Below are 18,382 nucleotides of genomic sequence, written 5' to 3'. Positions count from 1 at the left end.
TTTTTAACCATTCCTATTATAATATGATCCCCTTAATTGTACAAATGATCTACCGCATATTCCGCACAAAAAATCGCATCCGCAGCCAAAGCTTTGTGATATACTAGGCGTATTTCATCCATTAAAGGAGTCGTTGACATGTCGTCAAGTGAATCACTTTCGTGGAGACGGTTATTTTCTTTTTTTGTGCCACTTGGCATTTCCGCCTCTCTCGTCACCATCTCTCACGTCATCATAAACAGCACGTTAGCACGTTCCGCTCATCCCGAGACGGTCATCGCCAGCTATGCCATCGCCGGTAGCTTGCTGACCCTGACGGAACGCCCCTCCACCCTGCTGCGGCAAACCTGTTCCGCACTGGTTCGCGATCGCCTTTCTTTTCAGGCCCTCACGTTTGTGACCAAAATATTTCTTGCCTGTGTGCTTCTCATCGGTTTTCTCATCGTTTATTCTCCCGTGGGTACCGGGGTATTCAAATACCTGTTTGGTGTAAGTCCAGATCTGCTGAACAAAGTCATCGACGTATATGAAATTCTCATGTATGTGAGTATATTTTCAGTGATCCGCAACATCTATCAGGGAATCATCATTACGAATAACCGAACCAAGTGGTTAACCATCGGTATGGTATTCCGTTTAGCCGGCATGTATGGACTATCCCTGTATTTCATATATACAGACAGCATTGACAGTGGACGTGTAGGCGCTATCATTTTTGCTGCGGGCATGATGATTGAAGCGCTGGTCAGCTTTTTGGAAGGAAATAGCATCAAGCGCAAGATGCCAGCCAAACTTGAACATCATCCCGTCGAGAGCAAGGGAGACGTATTTCGCTTTTATAAGCCGCTGCTGTTATCCAGCTTTGTAGCGCTGTTTATAGGACCGGTCATTAACATCGTACTTGGCAAAACGACCGGGATCGCACTAGCCATTTCTTCCTTTGCCATAGCAAGCAGTCTGATGCAGTTGATGCTAAGCTTCTTTACATACATCCATCAGATCGTGCTTAATTTTTACCTTGTAGACGCCAAACTGGTACGAAAATTTGCGCTTGTCACCGGATTTATTCCGTTTGCGATGACGGTGTCGATTGCCTATACCCCCTTGGGACCATGGGTATTCGAGAATGTCATGAGCGTTCAGGGCGAACTGTTGGAACAAAGTTTATGGACACTGCGTGCGTTCGTCTTATTTCCGCTGATCTTCCCTTTTCTGGATTTTAGCAATGGTATCATTTTGCTTCGCGGTCAGACGAAAACGATGTTTCGTTCGCAAACCGCGAATGCAATCTGCACGGTAATCGTGCTGCTTATACTTGTTAGTATTTTCCCTGCGTGGAACGGCATGATCGGAGCTGTAGCCCAATCCCTTGGTCTGCTCGCCGAACTTATCATAGTCTGGCTCGTCATCCGGCGCACGCAGCAAGAACCTACGATGTCCGTGCCGAAAGCCGGTAAATCACCATCCCTGAAAGGGTAATAAATTCACTGAACTGTTATCAAGATTGGAGTATCTCATCATGAAATTAAGTAACAACGCCCGCCCGGATCAGAACTGGCTGCGGGCTCTCATGTTCACCATCTTCGGTTCCACCGTTCTGGTGGTATCCTACTTCCAACTTTACTTTAGTCATCTGGGCTTTAGCCGGGCGGAGATCGGTTACCTTTACGGGATCGGCCCCCTCATCTCCGTGTTCTCCAATATGTTCTGGAGCATGGCCAGCGACCGCTACCAGACGGTACGCAAAGTGATGATCATTCTGCTTGGTGGTCAATTGATCACAGGTATCATGCTCGCCAATGCAACGACTTTCGGTCAGGTATTTGTACTCGTGACCCTGTTTTACTTTTTCTATTATCCGGTCTATCCGCTCTCTGATACGATGGCCATTACAACGGCCAGCAAGTACGGCCGAAACTTCACTTCCATTCGAGTCTTCGGATCGATCGGGTATGCCTTCTTCGCTTTAAGTATCGGGTATTTCCTCGGATCTTTTGGTCCAGGATGGACGATCTGGCTTTGCGTCGGTCTTGCTGCCACTACATTATTGATCAGTTTTCAATTAAAAGATCAGCCTTCGGGGAGTAGTAGCAAAATGGATCTATCGGGGCTATGGGCTATTTTGAAACGCAGAGATGTACTCACCTTTTTTGGTTGTGTATTTTTGCTTGCCATGGGACATCGGATGAACGAAGCGTTTCTTACCATCACGCTGAAGGAGCTGGGTGCCAGTGAGGGGCTAATTGGCTGGTCTTTGCTGATTTCTTCTGTAAGTGAAATTCCCATATTCCTGCTGCTTAGCAAGTATGGAAACCGTTATAAAGAACTGCCGCTAATTGCTTTTGCTGCACTGATGTATACGGTTCGTTTGCTTCTCATGTCCATATCCGATACACCTGCAGCAGTCGTTGCAATTCAGACGATGCATAGCGTTACCTTCGGTATTTTCTACGTTACGGCGGTCCGCTATATCATTCGACTTGTTCCAGACAGTTACAGAGCTACTGGTATGGCTTTATTCACCATCGTGTGGTCCAGTGCTTCAGGGCTGCTTAGTGGAACGTTGGGCGGACTGCTTCTGGAACATGCAGGCAGACAAACCTTCTATCTCACCGCGATGGCTTTTTCCCTTGCTGCCCTGATCGGTTTCGGTTTGAAGTTATGGTCCCCGATATTACACCGGGAAATATAAGAATCAAAAAAGCACAGCCACCCTTGAAGGGGACTGTGCTTGGGTTCTTGTATTCAGCTATAAATTTATCATGTATAAGAAATCCGTTGACCGGAACAATTCTTACAGTTTGTTTACGTTAGCTGCTTGAGGACCACGGTTTCCATCAGTGATTTCGAATTCTACCGCTTGACCTTCTTCCAATGTTTTGAAGCCGTCTCCTTGAATTGCGGAGAAATGTACGAATACGTCCTCGCCGCCTTCAACTGAAATAAAGCCATAGCCTTTTTCTGCGTTAAACCATTTAACTGTACCTTTCAAATGAAAAACCTCCTAAAAATATCGCCATCTATGGCGAATACCCTTATTATACTGTATGGGCTTCCATTTTGCAATTTATCTTTCCATAAATGTCGAAAAAATTTGCTTTGAATCGTAGGGTACGGTATCATTTTACCAAAACCGTTAGTTTGGAGACTACCTATGATAAAAAAACATGAAATATACAAAACAGACAAGTGGAATATGATGACCGTAGAAGTTCAAGGCAAATATCTCGTACTGCGAGAAATTTCGGAAGAGTGGGGCGAAGAATGCCATACTTTCCTTAGCCGTCCTGCATTAATGCACTGGGCTGAACGCCGTTTCCCAAAAGCAGATTTTGAGAACCGTGAGGAAGAATGGCGACAATTGATGGCTGCCTTCAAAGGGGTCTAACCCATGCAGCTTGACTCAAGCAATGTCGTCATCTTTATCATCCTTGCCTTCTCCCTTGGAATTGTGCTTATTCTGGGGCGCAATTCCATCCCGGATCGATTGAGACGGGGAATGGCCCTTATTGCCACCCTGCTCATTTGTTTCGCCTTTTTCCTGATCGTTTATTTCCTGTATAACATGGGAGCGTAATCACAAGGGACACTGATTCTCAAATATTTCAAAGTGCCTAAGGTCATACTATACGAGATTATTCGTATCGTAAGGAGGAAGGCCGTTGAAATATCAGAAATCGCTATCTGTTATCCTGGTACTTAGTCTGATTCCTTCGTCCCTCTCCGCACAGGCGAGCGCGACGAAGGCAGCTTTGTCCATACATTCATCAGATGATCAAAGGAGGATTTCCATGAGTCAATTATTGAAACGTTCCGAGGTGCCAGCCGAGCATAGCTGGAAACTGGAAGATTTATTTGTCGATCAGAAAGCCTGGGATCAAGAATATGAAGAAGTATCGTCTTTGACCAAGAAGGCCTCCGAATTTCAAGGCAAACTGGGTCAACCTGATGTACTCAAATCTTGCTTCGAATTCGAAGATGAGATCAGCCTCAAAATAGAACGCCTCTTTGTGTACGCACGTATGCATCAAGATGAAGACACAGCTAATCCTACATATCAAAACCTGTCCCAAAAAGCCCAGAAATTAGGCGTACGGGTTGGTGAAGCACTTTCTTTTGTTACACCGGAGATTCTCTCCCTGCCAGATGACCAGTTGGACGCATTCATTGCTAACGAGAAACTCTCTGCTTATACATTTACGCTGGAAGAGATGAAGCGGGAAAAAGCGCATGTTCTTAGCCAAACGGAAGAAGCTCTGCTTGCACAAGTTGGCAACCTTTCACAAGCACCACAGACGATCTTTAGCATGCTGAATAACGCTGATCTCAAGTTCCCTCGAATCAAGGATGAACACGGGAACGAAGTCGAGCTGACACATGGCAGCTACATTCAGTTCCTGGAGAACCCTAATCGTGAAGTTCGCGAACGTGCCTTCAAAGCCGTATACGAAACCTATGCCAAACAGAAGAACACAATTGCGGCTGCACTGAATGCTAATGTAACCAAAAATATGTTCTATGCTAATGTTCGTAAATATCCTTCCGTGATGGAAATGTCTCTCTATGGAGATAACATCCCAACGGATGTGTATACGAATCTGGTTGATACCATTCACGAGAGCCTTCCGTTGTTGCATCGTTATATGGACCTCCGCAAAAAGTTGCTTGGTGTGGATCAATTGCACATGTACGATCTGTTCGCTCCACTCGTAGATGAGTACAAAATGGATATTACTTATGAAGAAGCCAAACAAACCGTCAAAGAAGGCCTGAAGCCTCTCGGCAAAGACTATGCGGACGCATTGCAAACAGGATATGATAACCGCTGGATCGATATATATGAGAACGAAAATAAACGTTCAGGTGCATACGCCTGGGGCGCTTACGGCACTCACCCATATGTCTTGTTGAATCACAAAGATAACCTGAACAGTATGTTCACACTGGCACATGAAATGGGTCACGCTCTGCATTCACATTATTCGGATACAACACTTCCTTATCGTGATGCACAGTACACCATCTTCCTGGCTGAGGTTGCATCCACAACCAATGAAGCGTTGCTGATGGATTATCTGCTTAACAAATCAACAGATCCAAAGGAAAAATTGTATCTGTTGACCTATTATGCCGATCAATTCCGTACTACCGTATTCCGTCAAACCATGTTTGCTGAATTCGAGAAAATTATTCATGAGCGTGCAGAACAAGGTGACGCATTAACACCACAATTGTTATCCGAGATCTATTATGATCTGAACGTGAAATATCACGGAGAAGGCATGGCTGTCGACAAAGATATTGAGATGGAATGGGCTCGTATTCCCCACTTCTACAACAGCTTCTACGTTTACAAATATGCTACAGGCTTCTCTGCAGCGACAAGCTTCTCCAAGCAAATCCTGGAAGAAGGCCAACCGGCTGTTGACCGTTATCTTGGTTTCCTGAAGAGCGGTGGCAGTGATTACTCCATCAACATCCTGAAAAAAGCCGGTGTGGATATGTCTACACCACAGCCAATTCGTGAAGCTATGAGTGTGTTCAAGGAATTGATTGAACAGATGGAGCAACTAACCAAATAAAGTTGTCTTTCCATGTGATCTGCATCCCTTGCCCGTTTGGGCAGGGGATTTTATCATCATTGCAAGATGCAATATACCCGAATAGGGGTAATGCATATCTAGTTCTCAATTGTTCAACAAGGAGGCAACACCATGAAAATGCAATGGGCACTCATAGCAGGTCTTGTTTTTGCACTGCTCACGGGAATCTTTGCGGTTATTAATGTGGATTCCGTACAAGTCAACCTGTTATTTAACACGGTACAAATCCCGCTGATCTTGCTGATTCTCGGTTGTACCCTGATCGGTGGCATTATTGTAGGTTCATATGGCATCTTTCGCCAATACAGACTGCAACGCGAGAACAAGCAATTGAAATTGCGTGTATCTGAATTGGAAAGTTCCGCGACAAGCAAATCTACGTTGGATTCTTTCAAAACGATGGATTCGCTTGACTCAAATGAACCTGACAGCCTATTGGAGAATGATTCGATCCAGAGTCAGCGCAAAGGAAATCCTACGGGAACACTGTAACCAATCAGAAACAGCTTGCTGGCGAGTCAGGAATGGTAGTATCACATTCTCTCCCCCAGACAGGCTGTATTTTGTTTTTTAACACCATACCCACGATCCAAGGAGGAATTACATAATGAGTTTTACAATTGATGAATCATACGTTCTGTCTTTTCTGAAAAAATTGCTGGATACACCAAGCCCAAGTGGTTACACACATCACATTATCGAGATGATCCGCAAGGAAGCAACAGCACTGGGCATCGCTTGTGAGCTGAACAACAAGGGCGGTGCAATGCTTACATTGCCAGGGCAAGATTCGTCCAAGACGATTGCATTAAGCGCTCACGTGGATACGCTAGGGGCCATGGTACGCTCGATTACATCCTATGGCACATTGAAGCTGACTTCTGTGGGTGGATTTTCCATGCAAAGTATCGAAAACGAATATTGCAGCATCCATACTCGGGATGGAAAGACATACACAGGCACTATTCTCTCCCTTCATCCATCTGTACACGTTTATCCGGATGCACGCACCTTTGAACGGACCGAGAGCCATATGGAAGTTCGAATCGATGAAGTCGTCTCCTCCAAGGAAGATGTGTTGAAACTTGGAATCTCTTTGGGCGATTTTATCTCCTTCGATGCTCGCGCAGTCATCACGCCGAGTGGTTATATCAAATCACGTCATCTGGACGACAAAGCCAGCGTGGCTGCCCTCTTCGGTATCCTTGAGTCTGCACATCGCGAAGGCTGGAAACCATTACATAACGTCTCTCTGCTCATCTCGAATTATGAAGAAGTTGGACATGGCGCATCGTATATCCCTGCGGAAATCAGTGAAATGATCGCTGTAGACATGGGAGCCATGGGTGATGATCTCAGTTGCAAAGAAACCGACATATCCATATGTGCCAAAGACTCTTCTGGCCCGTATGACTATGATATGACTAGCCGTCTCATTGAACTTGCTAAACAAAATGGGTTGGATTACGTCGTCGACATTTATCCCCATTACGGCTCAGATGGCAGTGCAGCACTACGCGGAGGAAACAATATCCGAGCAGCTTTGATCGGTCCGGGGGTTCATGCATCTCATTCCATGGAGCGTACGCATAAAGACGCTGTCCTGAATACAGCAAGATTGCTTGCAGCCTACATTATAACCAAGTAAAGCAGCATCATTTATCTACGAAATCATCATGGAGACACGCATTGTCTTCCATAACAACAAAGGACACTTCCAAAGCACAGCAATTCGATGTGCGCTCGGAAGTGTCCTTTGCTTTCAAATTTCTCAATCTGCTTGTTCCACATATGCATGATATTGACGATCCAAAATCTCTAACTCTGTCTGATGGTCATGCATTTCAGTTCTCAACACATGCATAGTCTTTCGAACCGCGCTCAGTCCATCTTTCACCTGACGTTCAGCTTTGCGAATTTTGTCCTGAACCATCCAGTCCACGAAGAGGTTATCGAAGAAATAGTCTGCGAACGAAAGCAGACCTCCCAGATGCAGATCCGCGTGTACTGCCATCTCTACATCCTCCAACTCTTTCTGGAAACGTCGTAGACGCTTTCCTGCATCCATAATGGCGACCTGAGCGTCATCCATTCGTCCTCGCTTGATATGTGTGGAGATGACCCCACCGCCCATCATGTCATACACACCCCAATTACCTGCCGAAGCCAAAGCCTTCTCCGCACGTTCAAGAGCATCAACCAGATACTCTCCCTCCCGGAAAGCCTCATCCAGTTCCTGAAGCTCGCTCGCAAGATGCTCCCGATTCTCAGCCATATGCTGTAATTCTGCATCCTGGTCCAGCAGACGACCTTCCTTCTTCCCCCATAAAGCGTTATAGTCGCTCTGCCAGTAATGATATTGCCGTTGGCCCTCCAACTCCTGCTCCATATGGATTCGTTGCTCCTGTACATCTTGTAGCATACGACAAGCGGTGTCGTACGCAGCCTTGCTTTCCATTAGTTCGAACTCTTCCTTCTCCAGACGTTCTGTCTTCTTGCCAATCAGTTGATAGAAAAATGCTGACAATGTCATACTGTTCAGTCGATCAACATCCTTCTGTTCCTTCTGGAGATGCTCCAAACGACGTTTTACCTTTGCTTCCCATTCGGTTTCCTCCGTCTGAAGCTTCTCCAAGCGCTTGGTCCATTTCTCGTAAATTCTCCCCTTTTCCTTGAGCACTGCCAACTGTTCATTGATTTCTTTATACATAAGTGTGGTGTTCTCCCCCTTCTATGGAATTCTTTACTTATACAACGTAATGAATATGCAGAACGTTTCACATTTGGGCATCAGTTTTCAGACAAAAAAATCGCCCTCTCCTCCTAATACGACTTAAAGTCACTATGGAAGAAAGGGCGATCTTTAATTATAAATCAAGACTTGCTCTGCTCAATTTGCTCTGCAAGTTCATTCAGAACGGTCCAGCGTTCCATCAATTCGTCCAGATGGCGCTCAGCCTCAGCTTGCTCTGCCATCAACTCTTGCAGACGGGCAGAATCACTAAATGACTCTTCCATCTCTTTGTTAATCCGGACGAGATTGGCTTCAGCCTTCTCAATATTTTCATCAATCTGGTCGTATTCACGTTGCTCTTTGAAGCTGAATTTCAACTTCGGTTTAGCGGCTGAGACAGCAGGAGTCGTTTTCTCCGATAACTGTTTCACCTTCGCTGCTCCCGTGTCACTCTCTAGGGTAGTCCCAGGCGCATTTTTCAGCATCCATTCCGCATACTCACTGTAGTCGCCGACGTGTACACGTACAGCACCGTTACCCTCAAAAGACAGCACTTTATCCACAGTACGATCAAGGAAATAACGATCATGGGATACGACAAAGACAACACCCGGAAAATCATCCAGATAGTCTTCAAGTACAGCGAGGGTCTGGATATCCAGATCATTTGTCGGCTCATCCAGCAGCAATACATTCGGAGCAGCCATCAGAACACGCAGCAGATACAGACGACGCTTCTCTCCACCAGACAGGCGGGAGATTGGCGTCCACTGGGATGCCGGGGTAAACAGGAACCGCTCCAGCATCTGGGATGCCGTAATCAGGGAGCCATCGGCCGTTTTCACATTCTCGGCCACTTCCTTGATGTACTCAATCACACGAAGTGATTCATCCATCTCTTGATGTTCCTGTGTGAAGTAGCCCAGATTGACAGTAGGGCCGACGTCAACCACTCCAGCATCGGGTTCCAACTTGCCAGATATCATCTGTAACAGCGTGGACTTACCACTACCATTGGGTCCGACAATGCCTACCCGATCTCCAGGTACGGCAATATAACTCAGATCTTCGATCAGTATGCGACCACCGACGGATTTGGAAAGATGCTCGATCTCCAGTATCTTTTTACCCAAACGAGTGGAACCGACCGATACTTCCAATGAGCCTGAACGCTGAATTCCTTGTTGGGCTTTGAGTTGTTCGAAGCGATCAATTCTCGCTTTTTGCTTCGTCGTCCGTGCCTTGGCACCGCGACGAATCCACGCAAGCTCCGTCCGAAGCAGGTTCTTACGCTTCTGTTCGGAAGAAGCTTCACGTTCTTCCCGCTCCGCCTTCAGTTCCAGGAAACGTGTATAGTTGGCTTCATATCGGAACAAACGACCATGATCCAATTCGAGCATGACATTCGCCACACGATCCAGGAAATACCGATCATGCGTAATCATAAGCAGTGCGCCGCGGCGCTTCTGCAAGTACTGCTCGAGCCACACTACCGAGTCATTATCAATATGGTTCGTCGGCTCATCCAGAATAAGCAGTTCGCAAGGATGAATCAGGGCAGCCGCTAGCGCTACCCTTTTGCGTTGTCCACCAGACAATGTGCCCATCAGTGCATCGAATTGACGAATACCCAATTTGGACAAAATGCTCTTCGCTTCACTCTCCATCTGCCAGAGCTGAAGCTGCTCCATTTGCTGATTCAAACGTAATAGTCGCTCTTGCAACGCTGAATCAGATGACTGGAGCTCCAGTAGCTCCATTGTTTCCGTATATTCACGCACGGTTTTCATTTCCATGCTGTCACCTTCGAATACTTGTTGCAGTACCGTATTATCCGGATTGAAGTCCGGATTTTGCGCCAGGAACTGAATGCGTACATCATTACCGATCGAGATCTGTCCCGCATCTGCAGGTTCCATACCAGAAATCACACGCAAAAATGTGGATTTCCCGGTCCCATTTACCCCAACGACACCAATCTTGTCCTGATCAGCCATACCAAATGAAGCATCCTTGAACAATATTTTCTCGCCATAACTTTTTTCAATTTGTTCTACCGTCATTATGTTCATTGCGCGTACCCACTTCTCTGTAAAATAGAATTCAATATTACTCGTACCCACACATGCACTTACGTTTTCAAAAAGGACCGACACCCGTCCAGAAACAACGCTGCTGAGAAGGCAATTCGTTTGTTCAGATCCTCTTCGTTGAACTCTGGATTAAGCATAATATCCATCTTCAGACGATCCAGAATCCCAATGTACGATTTGGCTAATAAGACCGGCTCAGGCACACTTGCACTCTCCAGCACCTCGCACACCATGCTCATATATTGATTCATGAATTCTTTCATAAATTGCATCAGATCCGGATCATTATTGGGTGCCATAAAAAAGAGCTTGGTATGATTGCGACGCTCATAATAATACGTAAGGTGGGTCTTGGCTATTGCGCCAAGTTTATCACCTGTGTTCTCATGCGAGTTCAAAGCATATTCAAGACGACTGATAAAACTGTTACAGTCCCGCTTGGATACTGCTACAAATAATTGTTCCTTGCTTTTAAAATATAAATAAATGGTGCCTTTTGCGATGCCGGCTTCGTCTGCAATATCAGACATTTTGGTCTCATAAAAACCTTTCGAACCAAAAATACCATAGGCTGCATCCAAAATAGCCTCCGATTTGTCTCCGTGTACAGTGTTCAAATGTACTCCCTCCTACAACGCCAAAATGTTACCCAATCCTATTGCCACACATCCGCCAATGACCGAGCTAAGCACGTTCACCAGGTCGTTACTCATCCATGACCAGCCACGAGCCCGAACCGTTGGATGCCCGCAATGTTCATGCACCTCAACTTCACGACCGCACACGGTACAACGATACATCATCTGCACCGTTGCGCCCAGATAGGAATCGGCAAAAGCACCTGCCAATCCGCCTACAAGGCCGACAAAAGTCCAACTAAGCAGACCAAGTCCTTCTACCCCGGCGATCCAGGAAAAGAAAAATGCTCCCGCACCAATCAGAGCCCCGCCTACAGCTGCAGCCAGGGTACCGAGAAGTGAAACGCCTCCTGAGGCACCTGGAGTAAGTACCTTCCACGTGAGAACAGAGCGCGGCGGCTTGCGACTGAGACTCCCGAGTTCGGTTGCCCATGTATCCGATGTAACGGTAGCCATAACGCCAATGAAAGCATATATCCATGCCGGATGAGGAAATATCCAGTATCCCAGACATAGAAACATACCCATCCCACCATTAGCCATCACTTGTCCGGCATCCCGATTTCCTGACTTGGCATAGGATTTCTCCAGCTCCTGCTTCCGATCTTTACGAAACCTAGAGAGCAACGTTGAAGTGATGAAAAACAACAATAACGTGCCAAACCAGAACAGGTTACCCGCTCCGTAATATATCGTTCCCATCAGAATTGCTGCCAGGCAGCCTGACAGGGTTAGCGACTTTTTCGCATAGGCAGCACCTGCCACCATAGAAGCGCATACGGCGCCAATAATCCAATCCATAATGTCTCCTGCATGTGACGCATACAAAGCCCACATGACGTTTATTGTATTTTTGAAACTCAATTATACCACGGTTTGATGTCAATGCCGAAACTCCTGAGGCCAGCACGCAAAAAACCTGTTTCGGCCTCGTTTAGAAGTGCCAAAACAGGTTGTTGATAAAACGTTAAAACAAGATAAATCCCCTTTTGCATAACGTCTGTTATCCAGTGTTCCTATCTTCTCATTCAGACCCGCTTCGCTCCGCCAATGACCCCATATCGGTAGAGTACTCTGCGACCAAACCAGTTGAACAATCGATCCGTCAGGAATCCCATAAAACCGAGGGAAATCAGTCCGACAAAGATCCAATCCGTCCGGAAAAAGAGTCTGGAATTCCAGATCAAGTAACCGACTCCCTCATTCGAGGCAATCATCTCAGCACCGATTATGGCCATATAAGAAGTTCCCATCGCCAGTCGCACACCCGTGAAGATATACGGGGTTGTCGCCGGAACAATCACATGCAGCAGAATCTGCCGTTCATTGGCTCCCATACTGCGGGCCGAACGGATTTTGTCTTCTTCAACGGAGAGTACACCTGTCAGTGTATTCAGCACAACAATGAAGAAGGTTGCGTACATGATGAGCGCGATCTTGGATTGCTCTCCAATTCCGAACCACACCAGAAATAAGGTAATAAAGGCAATCGGCGGGATAAAGCGTATAAAGTTAAGGAATGGTTCGGCGAACAGCCGGATGATATGCACCTTGCCAATAATCAGTCCTACCGGAATAGCAATGATACTTCCGAGTACCCAGCCCGCCAGTACACGAGTGAAACTGATTCCGATATACTGCATCAACGTACCGTCAGCAATCAGTTCGCGTGCTCCCAGGATCGTGTGCCACGGACCAGGGATTACATCAGGCCCATAGATGAGGGCACCAAGCTGCCAGATTAAGATGACCGTTACCCATAAAAGCGGGATAGACACCCATTTTTTCTCTAACCATTTCATCCTACATATCACCTCAGTTATTCTTCAAAATGGCCTTGAATTCGGTCATACAGGGTATTGAACTCAGACGAGGCGATGTTCCTAGGGTAAGGTAAAGTGTTGTGGTAAATATCCGTTATATTCGAAGAGGGACCTACGGACATAATGCCTATACGCTCACCAAGCAATAACGCCTCCTGAATATCGTGGGTGACAAAGATAACAGTCTTATGTGTTTCTTTCCAAATATTCACCAGTTCCTTCTGCATGGTTCGTCTCGTCATCGCGTCCAGCGCACCGAATGGCTCATCCATCAGCAAAATCGCCGAGTCATTCGCAAGTACCCGAGCCAATTGGACCCGCTGCTTCATGCCACCCGAGAGTTCTTTCGGAAATTTCCCCTCATGAGCACTCAGTCCAACAAGATGGATGTAACGATCAGAGATCTCACGCCGTTGTGTCTTAGGCACCTTGGACATTCGAAGCCCGAATTCAACATTCTCCCTCACCGTTAGCCATGGAAAGAGCGAAGAATCCGCCTGCTGGAATACCATTGCCCGATCCCTGCCCGGCCTGTCGATCTCCTTGTTGTCTACCCTGAGCTGTCCACCCGACTTGGAGATAAAACCCGCGATCATGTTCAGCAGCGTTGACTTCCCGCATCCACTGGGTCCAAGCAGGACAAAGAACTCTCCTCCCTTGATGACCAGATCGACATCCTTAATGATATAATGCACATCCCCATTGGTCGGGGCATGATATGTTTTTCGAAGCTGTTCAATATGAATGGTATGCTGAGTTGCAGGTAAAGACATAACGGTCACCTCCCATTTGAATATGAATTATTTACGGTATGTCACTTTTTCCGGCAGAGCCTGTTGGAGAGAAGTCAGATTGAGTTTGGTGTCGAGATCAAAATCCTGTTCAATGATTCCGGTGTCCACCATATATTGTTTCTGACCTGCCAAACTATCATAAGCGGCCTGCGTAAATCCAACGTCCCATGGATTGATCGGAAGGTCTTTCAACGTGGCATCTTTAGGTTGTTTGGTCTCTTTATACATCAGATCCGCAACCTCTTCAGGATGCGCTTGAGCATACGTGGACGCCTCATCAAGCGCCGCAAGAAAATCACTTATCTTTTCGGGGTTTGCCTGGATGAATTCATTACTCGATACCAGTCCCATACCAAGGCGTATAGGCGTCTGGGACATATCCGTCAGCTGATGTACCCCTTCGAGTGCATCGAATTTATCGGTTAACGCGGAACCTATGACCCAAGTTGCATCAAGGTCTCCCTGTTTCAGTGCGATGTAGGACTCATCAAAAGCCCCCTGACCAATTTGCGTCACATCCCTCAGGGCTAATCCCTGATCTTTCAAATACTCATCCCATAGATACGGAATGAATGTGCCTCGAATGAAGCTCACTTTCTTGCCCTTCAAATCTGCTCCACTCTGAATATCCTCCCTTGCATACAGCTTCCAGGCGGCTGCCGCTTCATCCGTAGCCTGACCTGCGGAAGCGATGACCGAATATTCCCCTTTAGCCAGCGCATTTAATACAGGGAAGTCTGCTCCGTACGCAATATCTACCTGTTTGATAAATAGTGCATTTACACCTTCAGCCGGTGAGCCAAACGTAATACTCTCTGCATCAATGCCCCGTTTTTCAAAGAAACCTTTCGCAATGGCTACCCTGAACGTTGGGTTGGTACTTGTATCGGCAATTCGAATTTTTACATTATCGGCATTTTTGCCGGTAGCGTCTTTTGCTCCAGATCCTGCTGCATTTGAACTGCATCCGGATAAAATGAGTGCCGTAGCCAGAAATAATATCAATACGCCGGTAATTATGGATGGTTTTCTCACAATATACACCCCATTCGATCTAGTCATGATTCTTGATGCTTAACCGCCTGACTTGCCTTCATCCGACGTTGCCACACAGGCTGCACCCTCCACAAATGGAAGAGTTGTCTCCACGCTCACGATGGATGCAGAACCTTTAGGTGCTGCTCCCGGCACCCTGTAGTTGGAGACATCAATTGCTTCAATGGCAACTTCCTGTGGCTTCTCCAACTGCGGAACCCACTGATAAGGAACGCGATACGAGCGATAGACCATATTGGTATTGCGCCCATCGGTGTAAGGGGAGACATACTCCCAGACCAACTCATGCTCCGCTGTGACTTCGAACAATCTGCCATTGGAACCTTCGGTTATCAGGGTGTTGCCGTTAGGTAAACGCTGGGCAGAACTGATGTATGGGCTATAAAATTTATAGGAATCCGTTGGGACGGAAAATCCAGCTTCTGCCGATGTATACTGCCAGACAATCTCCAGGGTGACCGGGTTAATCTCCAGCACACGCGAGTGATCCCGAATTGCATGTTTCAATCCAAATGGGGAAGCCGGATTCGGAAGGCCGTAACCTGCCCAGCCGCCATTGTCGAATACGAGCAAGTTCCCTTCTCCCGGGAGACCTTGGGGAATGATATGTGCATGGTGCTGCCCGATAATCGTGCCGATGTGCTTCGCTTCATGTGAAGTATAGTCTGGCCCTAGTCTCCACACGATCTTTCCGCTCTGTCTGTCTGTAATGGCGATAATGTTGGCCTCTCTGGCATCCCAGATAATATTGTCGGGGTGGAACCGTTCGTCTCCATCTTCATAGAAGCGGTTGGGTCCAACGTAAGAAGCAGAATTAATATGTAACCAGTCACCGACACCACCGCCCAGATGACCGAAAGAACGTGTATTCGGATCACGGAACAGGACATTTCGAGCAGCTTCATCAAAACCTAATTCTTCAAAGTGCTCGTTAGGCAGCCACTCCCAGAGTACCTTCCCCTCCCAATCTACTTCGATAATGGCATCATCAAGCAAGGGCTTATCTGAAATTTGCGGGTTACTCACATTTTTGTGTGCCAGAATAAGCGTTTTGCCACTCTTCGTCTTCGGCGCAAGGCCAGGTGCATAGTAACCTACCGGATTACCCTCACGCTGATAATCATGATGCTGGCGAGCATACCATAGTGGCTCATACCCCGGATCTTCGATATGTTCGTAGCTATTGTATTTCCATACAATATTGCCGTCCCAATCCACTTGGACCAGATCGACATTGTCCTGAATACCGAACTTTGGATCTCTCCGACCCGTGCTGCCCAGCACGTAGCCGCCAGGCAATATTTTGGCCGGAAACCCTAACAGTCCTTTCCACAGGTGAACCTCCTTGCCATTCATATCGATCAACACTACGCCTTCCTCGCCTGCCTGATAGACGGTATAACCGCCCCAAGCCTTATCCGGATTGAATAGCGTTGCTCCAGTTGGATATATTGTCGAGTGTCCCATTGATCATCTCTCCCTTAGAATGTTTATAGAATGTCGAATATCGCTACTTGATTCAACCTCAATAACTGAGATAGTTCCCCTTCCCGGTATTGTCCCGCTGCTTCTGCTCAAGGTCACTTGTAGAGGACTGATCATGTTCCTGTATCCCGTTGTTCTCCGCCAATTCCAGCACCATGTCCGAGAACCCCTCCAGATTCAATACCACTCGCTCATAGAATTGACTTAGTTGCTTCAGTTCCTCCGTCGTAAAACCCTCAAACAGAAGCGTGATACATCGGACACCGATGTTGCTGTTTCTCGCATACATCTCCCGCCCGCTGGATGTGATGTCCAGTAAAACCGTCCGGCGATCGTCTTCCTTTCGCCTGCGGACGGTGAGTCCCTTTTTCTCCAGCTTATCGGTTAGAGCTGTAATGGCACCTGATGTGAAGTCCAATTGTTCTGCCAGATCTCCAAGCCGCTGTTCTCCCTCGCGAATGATTTTGTGCAGGATAAGCATACCCGGCAGGCTAATGCCTTCTACAGAGATGCGATCCCGCTCTTTGACGAATCGTCTGACCATTTTGCGAAATAACCAATCCGTCCGCTCCAACGCTTCCCAATCTCCATCGCTCATTCCCTATCCTCCTTGTTCGTCTGAAACCTCAACAGCACACGAAAAAAGGCCCCCGTGGACATTCCATAGTGGAGTAGTCCCGGGAGCCTTTGGTGGTCCAATCAGCTCAGTTCCGTTTTCAGTTTAATTTATTTCGCTGTTCATTTAATGAGTATTAAAATAATTGAGATCATCATATAACCAACTAACCCAACCTGTCAAGTGTGAATTGTATTACTAATTCTACGTTCACCTTTATTCCCCGCTGATTTGAAATTACTTATCCTGTTTTAAGTTTCAATTCAGGTTTCCCGTTTACACTATTCTCAGATCGAAACATCAACGACAAGCTACGATTCAGTTCGTACTCAACTACAGAAATGAGGATTATCCATATGAACATGAAAAGAGTCATTATTATAGGCACAATGATTGTCACTATGTCCTTCGCCGAAACAGCATGGGGCCAATCTGCCATCTCCCCTATACCTACTGCTAAATGGTCCATCGTTGACCTGGATACTCGTGAGGGAAGCGGCGACGAGCTGCTCAGCGCTCTGAATCAGCCTTCAGAAGCGGATTTGTACGAGGAATTGTATAGCGGCAAATCACTGAGGACGATCACGGAAGAAAACAACGGAAACTTAAATGAGGTCATTGCTATACAGGTTAGGCAGCTCAAGGAACAGTTGGATGAACGGCTCGCAAGTGGAAGTATCAGCTCGGAGCAACATGCTGCACAACAAGCTGAACTGGAAGAGTTGGTCCCACAGAGTACGAATACAGCATACAATTTAGCGTAATTAGCGCCGTATCCGTACGATAGAAATTTTGAAGAACTTTCTGATCTCACGACAAAAAGGAGCGTATGCACGCCCCTTTCTTGTACCCTATCCATCTCAAGCAGGTGTGATGTGTAATCCTTATTGTGCTGCCCCAATCGTGCATGCACCCAAGGATTCGCCGTCCCATGCCAGTTCGAGCACATCTCCTGCTTGTGTTGGTCCAACACCTTCGGGTGTTCCTGTAAAAATGACATCGCCCGGCCCCAGGCCGTAATGGTGACCTACATAATCCACAATATCCTGTAAACTGAAGATCATGTTACGAATATTGCCACGCTGGACTTCCTCACCATTTTTGGTCAATGTAAAGTCTTTCTCGAGCAATGCTACCGCACCTGGAAATGCCTGAAATGCAGTAATCGGAGCGGAATTTTTGAACCCCTTTGCCGCTGTCCAAGGGTGGCCCTTTTTCTTAATCACGGTCTGAACATCACGTAACGTAAAATCAATACCAAATGCATATGCATCCACCAGCTCATCTACCGCCATACCTGGCTCATAACTCCGGCCGATTTGCACCACCAGTTCAGCTTCATAGTGAACTTCACCCTTGGTAGCAGGCAATTCAAGTGTGGCACCATTCAGGGGTACGACTGCGTGAGAAGGTTTCATAAAAATCATCGGCTCATCTGGAACCGCGTTGCCCAATTCTTCCGCGTGAAGTTTATAATTGCGTCCTACACAGTATACATTGCGAATGTTAGTCAACATGGATATATAACCACCTTTATTGG

General features: G+C 46.8%; 19 protein-coding genes. 8 read left to right on the top strand and 11 right to left on the bottom strand.

The window, feature by feature from the left end:
* Nucleotides 1-138 precede the first annotated feature (138 nt).
* Both M1D71_RS09465 and M1D71_RS09460 read left to right on the top strand, forming a co-directional pair.
* The gene (locus M1D71_RS09465) at nt 139-1,479 is read left to right on the top strand and encodes a multi antimicrobial extrusion protein MatE (protein ID WP_458126233.1); all 1,341 of its coding nucleotides are present in this window, start codon (nt 139-141) and stop codon (nt 1,477-1,479) included.
* A 40-nt stretch (nt 1,480-1,519) separates the two neighbouring features.
* Entirely contained in the window at nt 1,520-2,692 is a 1,173-nt protein-coding gene (locus M1D71_RS09460; RefSeq protein WP_458126232.1) for an MFS transporter, read from the top strand.
* A gap of 102 nt (nt 2,693-2,794) precedes the next feature.
* On the opposite strand, the gene M1D71_RS09455 is transcribed toward M1D71_RS09460, so the two are convergent.
* Nucleotides 2,795-2,992 carry a cold shock domain-containing protein gene (locus M1D71_RS09455; protein WP_017689394.1) on the bottom strand — a complete coding sequence of 66 codons (198 nt, stop codon included), beginning with the start codon at nt 2,990-2,992 and terminating at the stop codon, nt 2,795-2,797.
* A gap of 162 nt (nt 2,993-3,154) precedes the next feature.
* On the opposite strand from M1D71_RS09455, the gene M1D71_RS09450 reads away from it, so the two are divergent.
* From M1D71_RS09450 to M1D71_RS09430, 5 genes are all read left to right on the top strand, one after another.
* Nucleotides 3,155-3,388, top strand: a complete 234-nt coding sequence (locus M1D71_RS09450) for a hypothetical protein (RefSeq protein ID WP_458126231.1) — start codon at nt 3,155-3,157, stop codon at nt 3,386-3,388.
* Between the two features lie 3 nt (nt 3,389-3,391).
* Nucleotides 3,392-3,577, top strand: coding sequence for a hypothetical protein (locus tag M1D71_RS09445; protein WP_036609669.1), 186 nt, complete (start codon nt 3,392-3,394; stop codon nt 3,575-3,577).
* Between the two features lie 214 nt (nt 3,578-3,791).
* Entirely contained in the window at nt 3,792-5,582 is a 1,791-nt protein-coding gene (pepF, locus tag M1D71_RS09440; RefSeq protein ID WP_458126230.1) for an oligoendopeptidase F, read from the top strand.
* A 132-nt stretch (nt 5,583-5,714) separates the two neighbouring features.
* The gene (locus M1D71_RS09435; protein ID WP_458126229.1) at nt 5,715-6,095 is read left to right on the top strand and encodes a LapA family protein; all 381 of its coding nucleotides are present in this window, start codon (nt 5,715-5,717) and stop codon (nt 6,093-6,095) included.
* 115 nt (nt 6,096-6,210) lie between these two features.
* Complete coding sequence (locus M1D71_RS09430) at nt 6,211-7,251, top strand: M42 family metallopeptidase (RefSeq protein ID WP_458126228.1); 1,041 nt, start codon at nt 6,211-6,213, stop codon at nt 7,249-7,251.
* Nucleotides 7,252-7,374: 123 nt separating this feature from the next.
* Here M1D71_RS09430 and M1D71_RS09425 read toward each other — a convergent pair whose 3' ends face one another.
* From M1D71_RS09425 to M1D71_RS09385, 9 genes are all read right to left on the bottom strand, one after another.
* Complete coding sequence (locus tag M1D71_RS09425; RefSeq protein WP_458126227.1) at nt 7,375-8,313, bottom strand: hypothetical protein; 939 nt, start codon at nt 8,311-8,313, stop codon at nt 7,375-7,377.
* Nucleotides 8,314-8,477: 164 nt separating this feature from the next.
* On the bottom strand, nt 8,478-10,409 hold the full coding sequence (locus M1D71_RS09420) for an ABC-F family ATP-binding cassette domain-containing protein (protein WP_458126226.1): 1,932 nt from the start codon (nt 10,407-10,409) through the stop codon (nt 8,478-8,480).
* 59 nt (nt 10,410-10,468) lie between these two features.
* Nucleotides 10,469-11,047 (bottom strand): TetR/AcrR family transcriptional regulator, encoded by a 579-nt coding sequence (locus tag M1D71_RS09415; RefSeq protein WP_221823344.1) that lies wholly within the window; start codon nt 11,045-11,047, stop codon nt 10,469-10,471.
* 12 nt (nt 11,048-11,059) lie between these two features.
* Nucleotides 11,060-11,869: a DUF92 domain-containing protein gene (locus M1D71_RS09410; RefSeq protein ID WP_458126225.1), complete on the bottom strand. Its 810-nt coding sequence runs from the start codon at nt 11,867-11,869 to the stop codon at nt 11,060-11,062.
* A 227-nt stretch (nt 11,870-12,096) separates the two neighbouring features.
* Entirely contained in the window at nt 12,097-12,870 is a 774-nt protein-coding gene (locus M1D71_RS09405; RefSeq protein WP_145319349.1) for an ABC transporter permease, read from the bottom strand.
* Between the two features lie 17 nt (nt 12,871-12,887).
* On the bottom strand, nt 12,888-13,664 hold the full coding sequence (locus M1D71_RS09400) for an ABC transporter ATP-binding protein (RefSeq protein ID WP_458126224.1): 777 nt from the start codon (nt 13,662-13,664) through the stop codon (nt 12,888-12,890).
* 27 nt (nt 13,665-13,691) lie between these two features.
* Nucleotides 13,692-14,720: an ABC transporter substrate-binding protein gene (locus tag M1D71_RS09395; protein WP_458126223.1), complete on the bottom strand. Its 1,029-nt coding sequence runs from the start codon at nt 14,718-14,720 to the stop codon at nt 13,692-13,694.
* Between the two features lie 39 nt (nt 14,721-14,759).
* A complete protein-coding gene (locus M1D71_RS09390) occupies nt 14,760-16,208 on the bottom strand; it encodes an aryl-sulfate sulfotransferase (RefSeq protein ID WP_458126222.1) in 1,449 nt (482 codons plus the stop codon).
* Between the two features lie 58 nt (nt 16,209-16,266).
* Nucleotides 16,267-16,824, bottom strand: coding sequence for a MarR family winged helix-turn-helix transcriptional regulator (locus tag M1D71_RS09385; protein WP_458126221.1), 558 nt, complete (start codon nt 16,822-16,824; stop codon nt 16,267-16,269).
* Between the two features lie 374 nt (nt 16,825-17,198).
* Between M1D71_RS09385 and M1D71_RS09380 the strand changes: the two genes are divergently transcribed.
* Complete coding sequence (locus M1D71_RS09380; protein WP_458126220.1) at nt 17,199-17,606, top strand: hypothetical protein; 408 nt, start codon at nt 17,199-17,201, stop codon at nt 17,604-17,606.
* Nucleotides 17,607-17,726: 120 nt separating this feature from the next.
* Here M1D71_RS09380 and M1D71_RS09375 read toward each other — a convergent pair whose 3' ends face one another.
* Nucleotides 17,727-18,359, bottom strand: coding sequence for a fumarylacetoacetate hydrolase family protein (locus tag M1D71_RS09375; protein ID WP_458126219.1), 633 nt, complete (start codon nt 18,357-18,359; stop codon nt 17,727-17,729).
* Nucleotides 18,360-18,382 lie beyond the last annotated feature (23 nt).

Source organism: Paenibacillus sp. Z3-2 (assembly GCF_054161325.1).
Note: the sequence above shows the minus strand (reverse complement) of the source record. Positions and strands in the feature narration are given on the sequence as shown.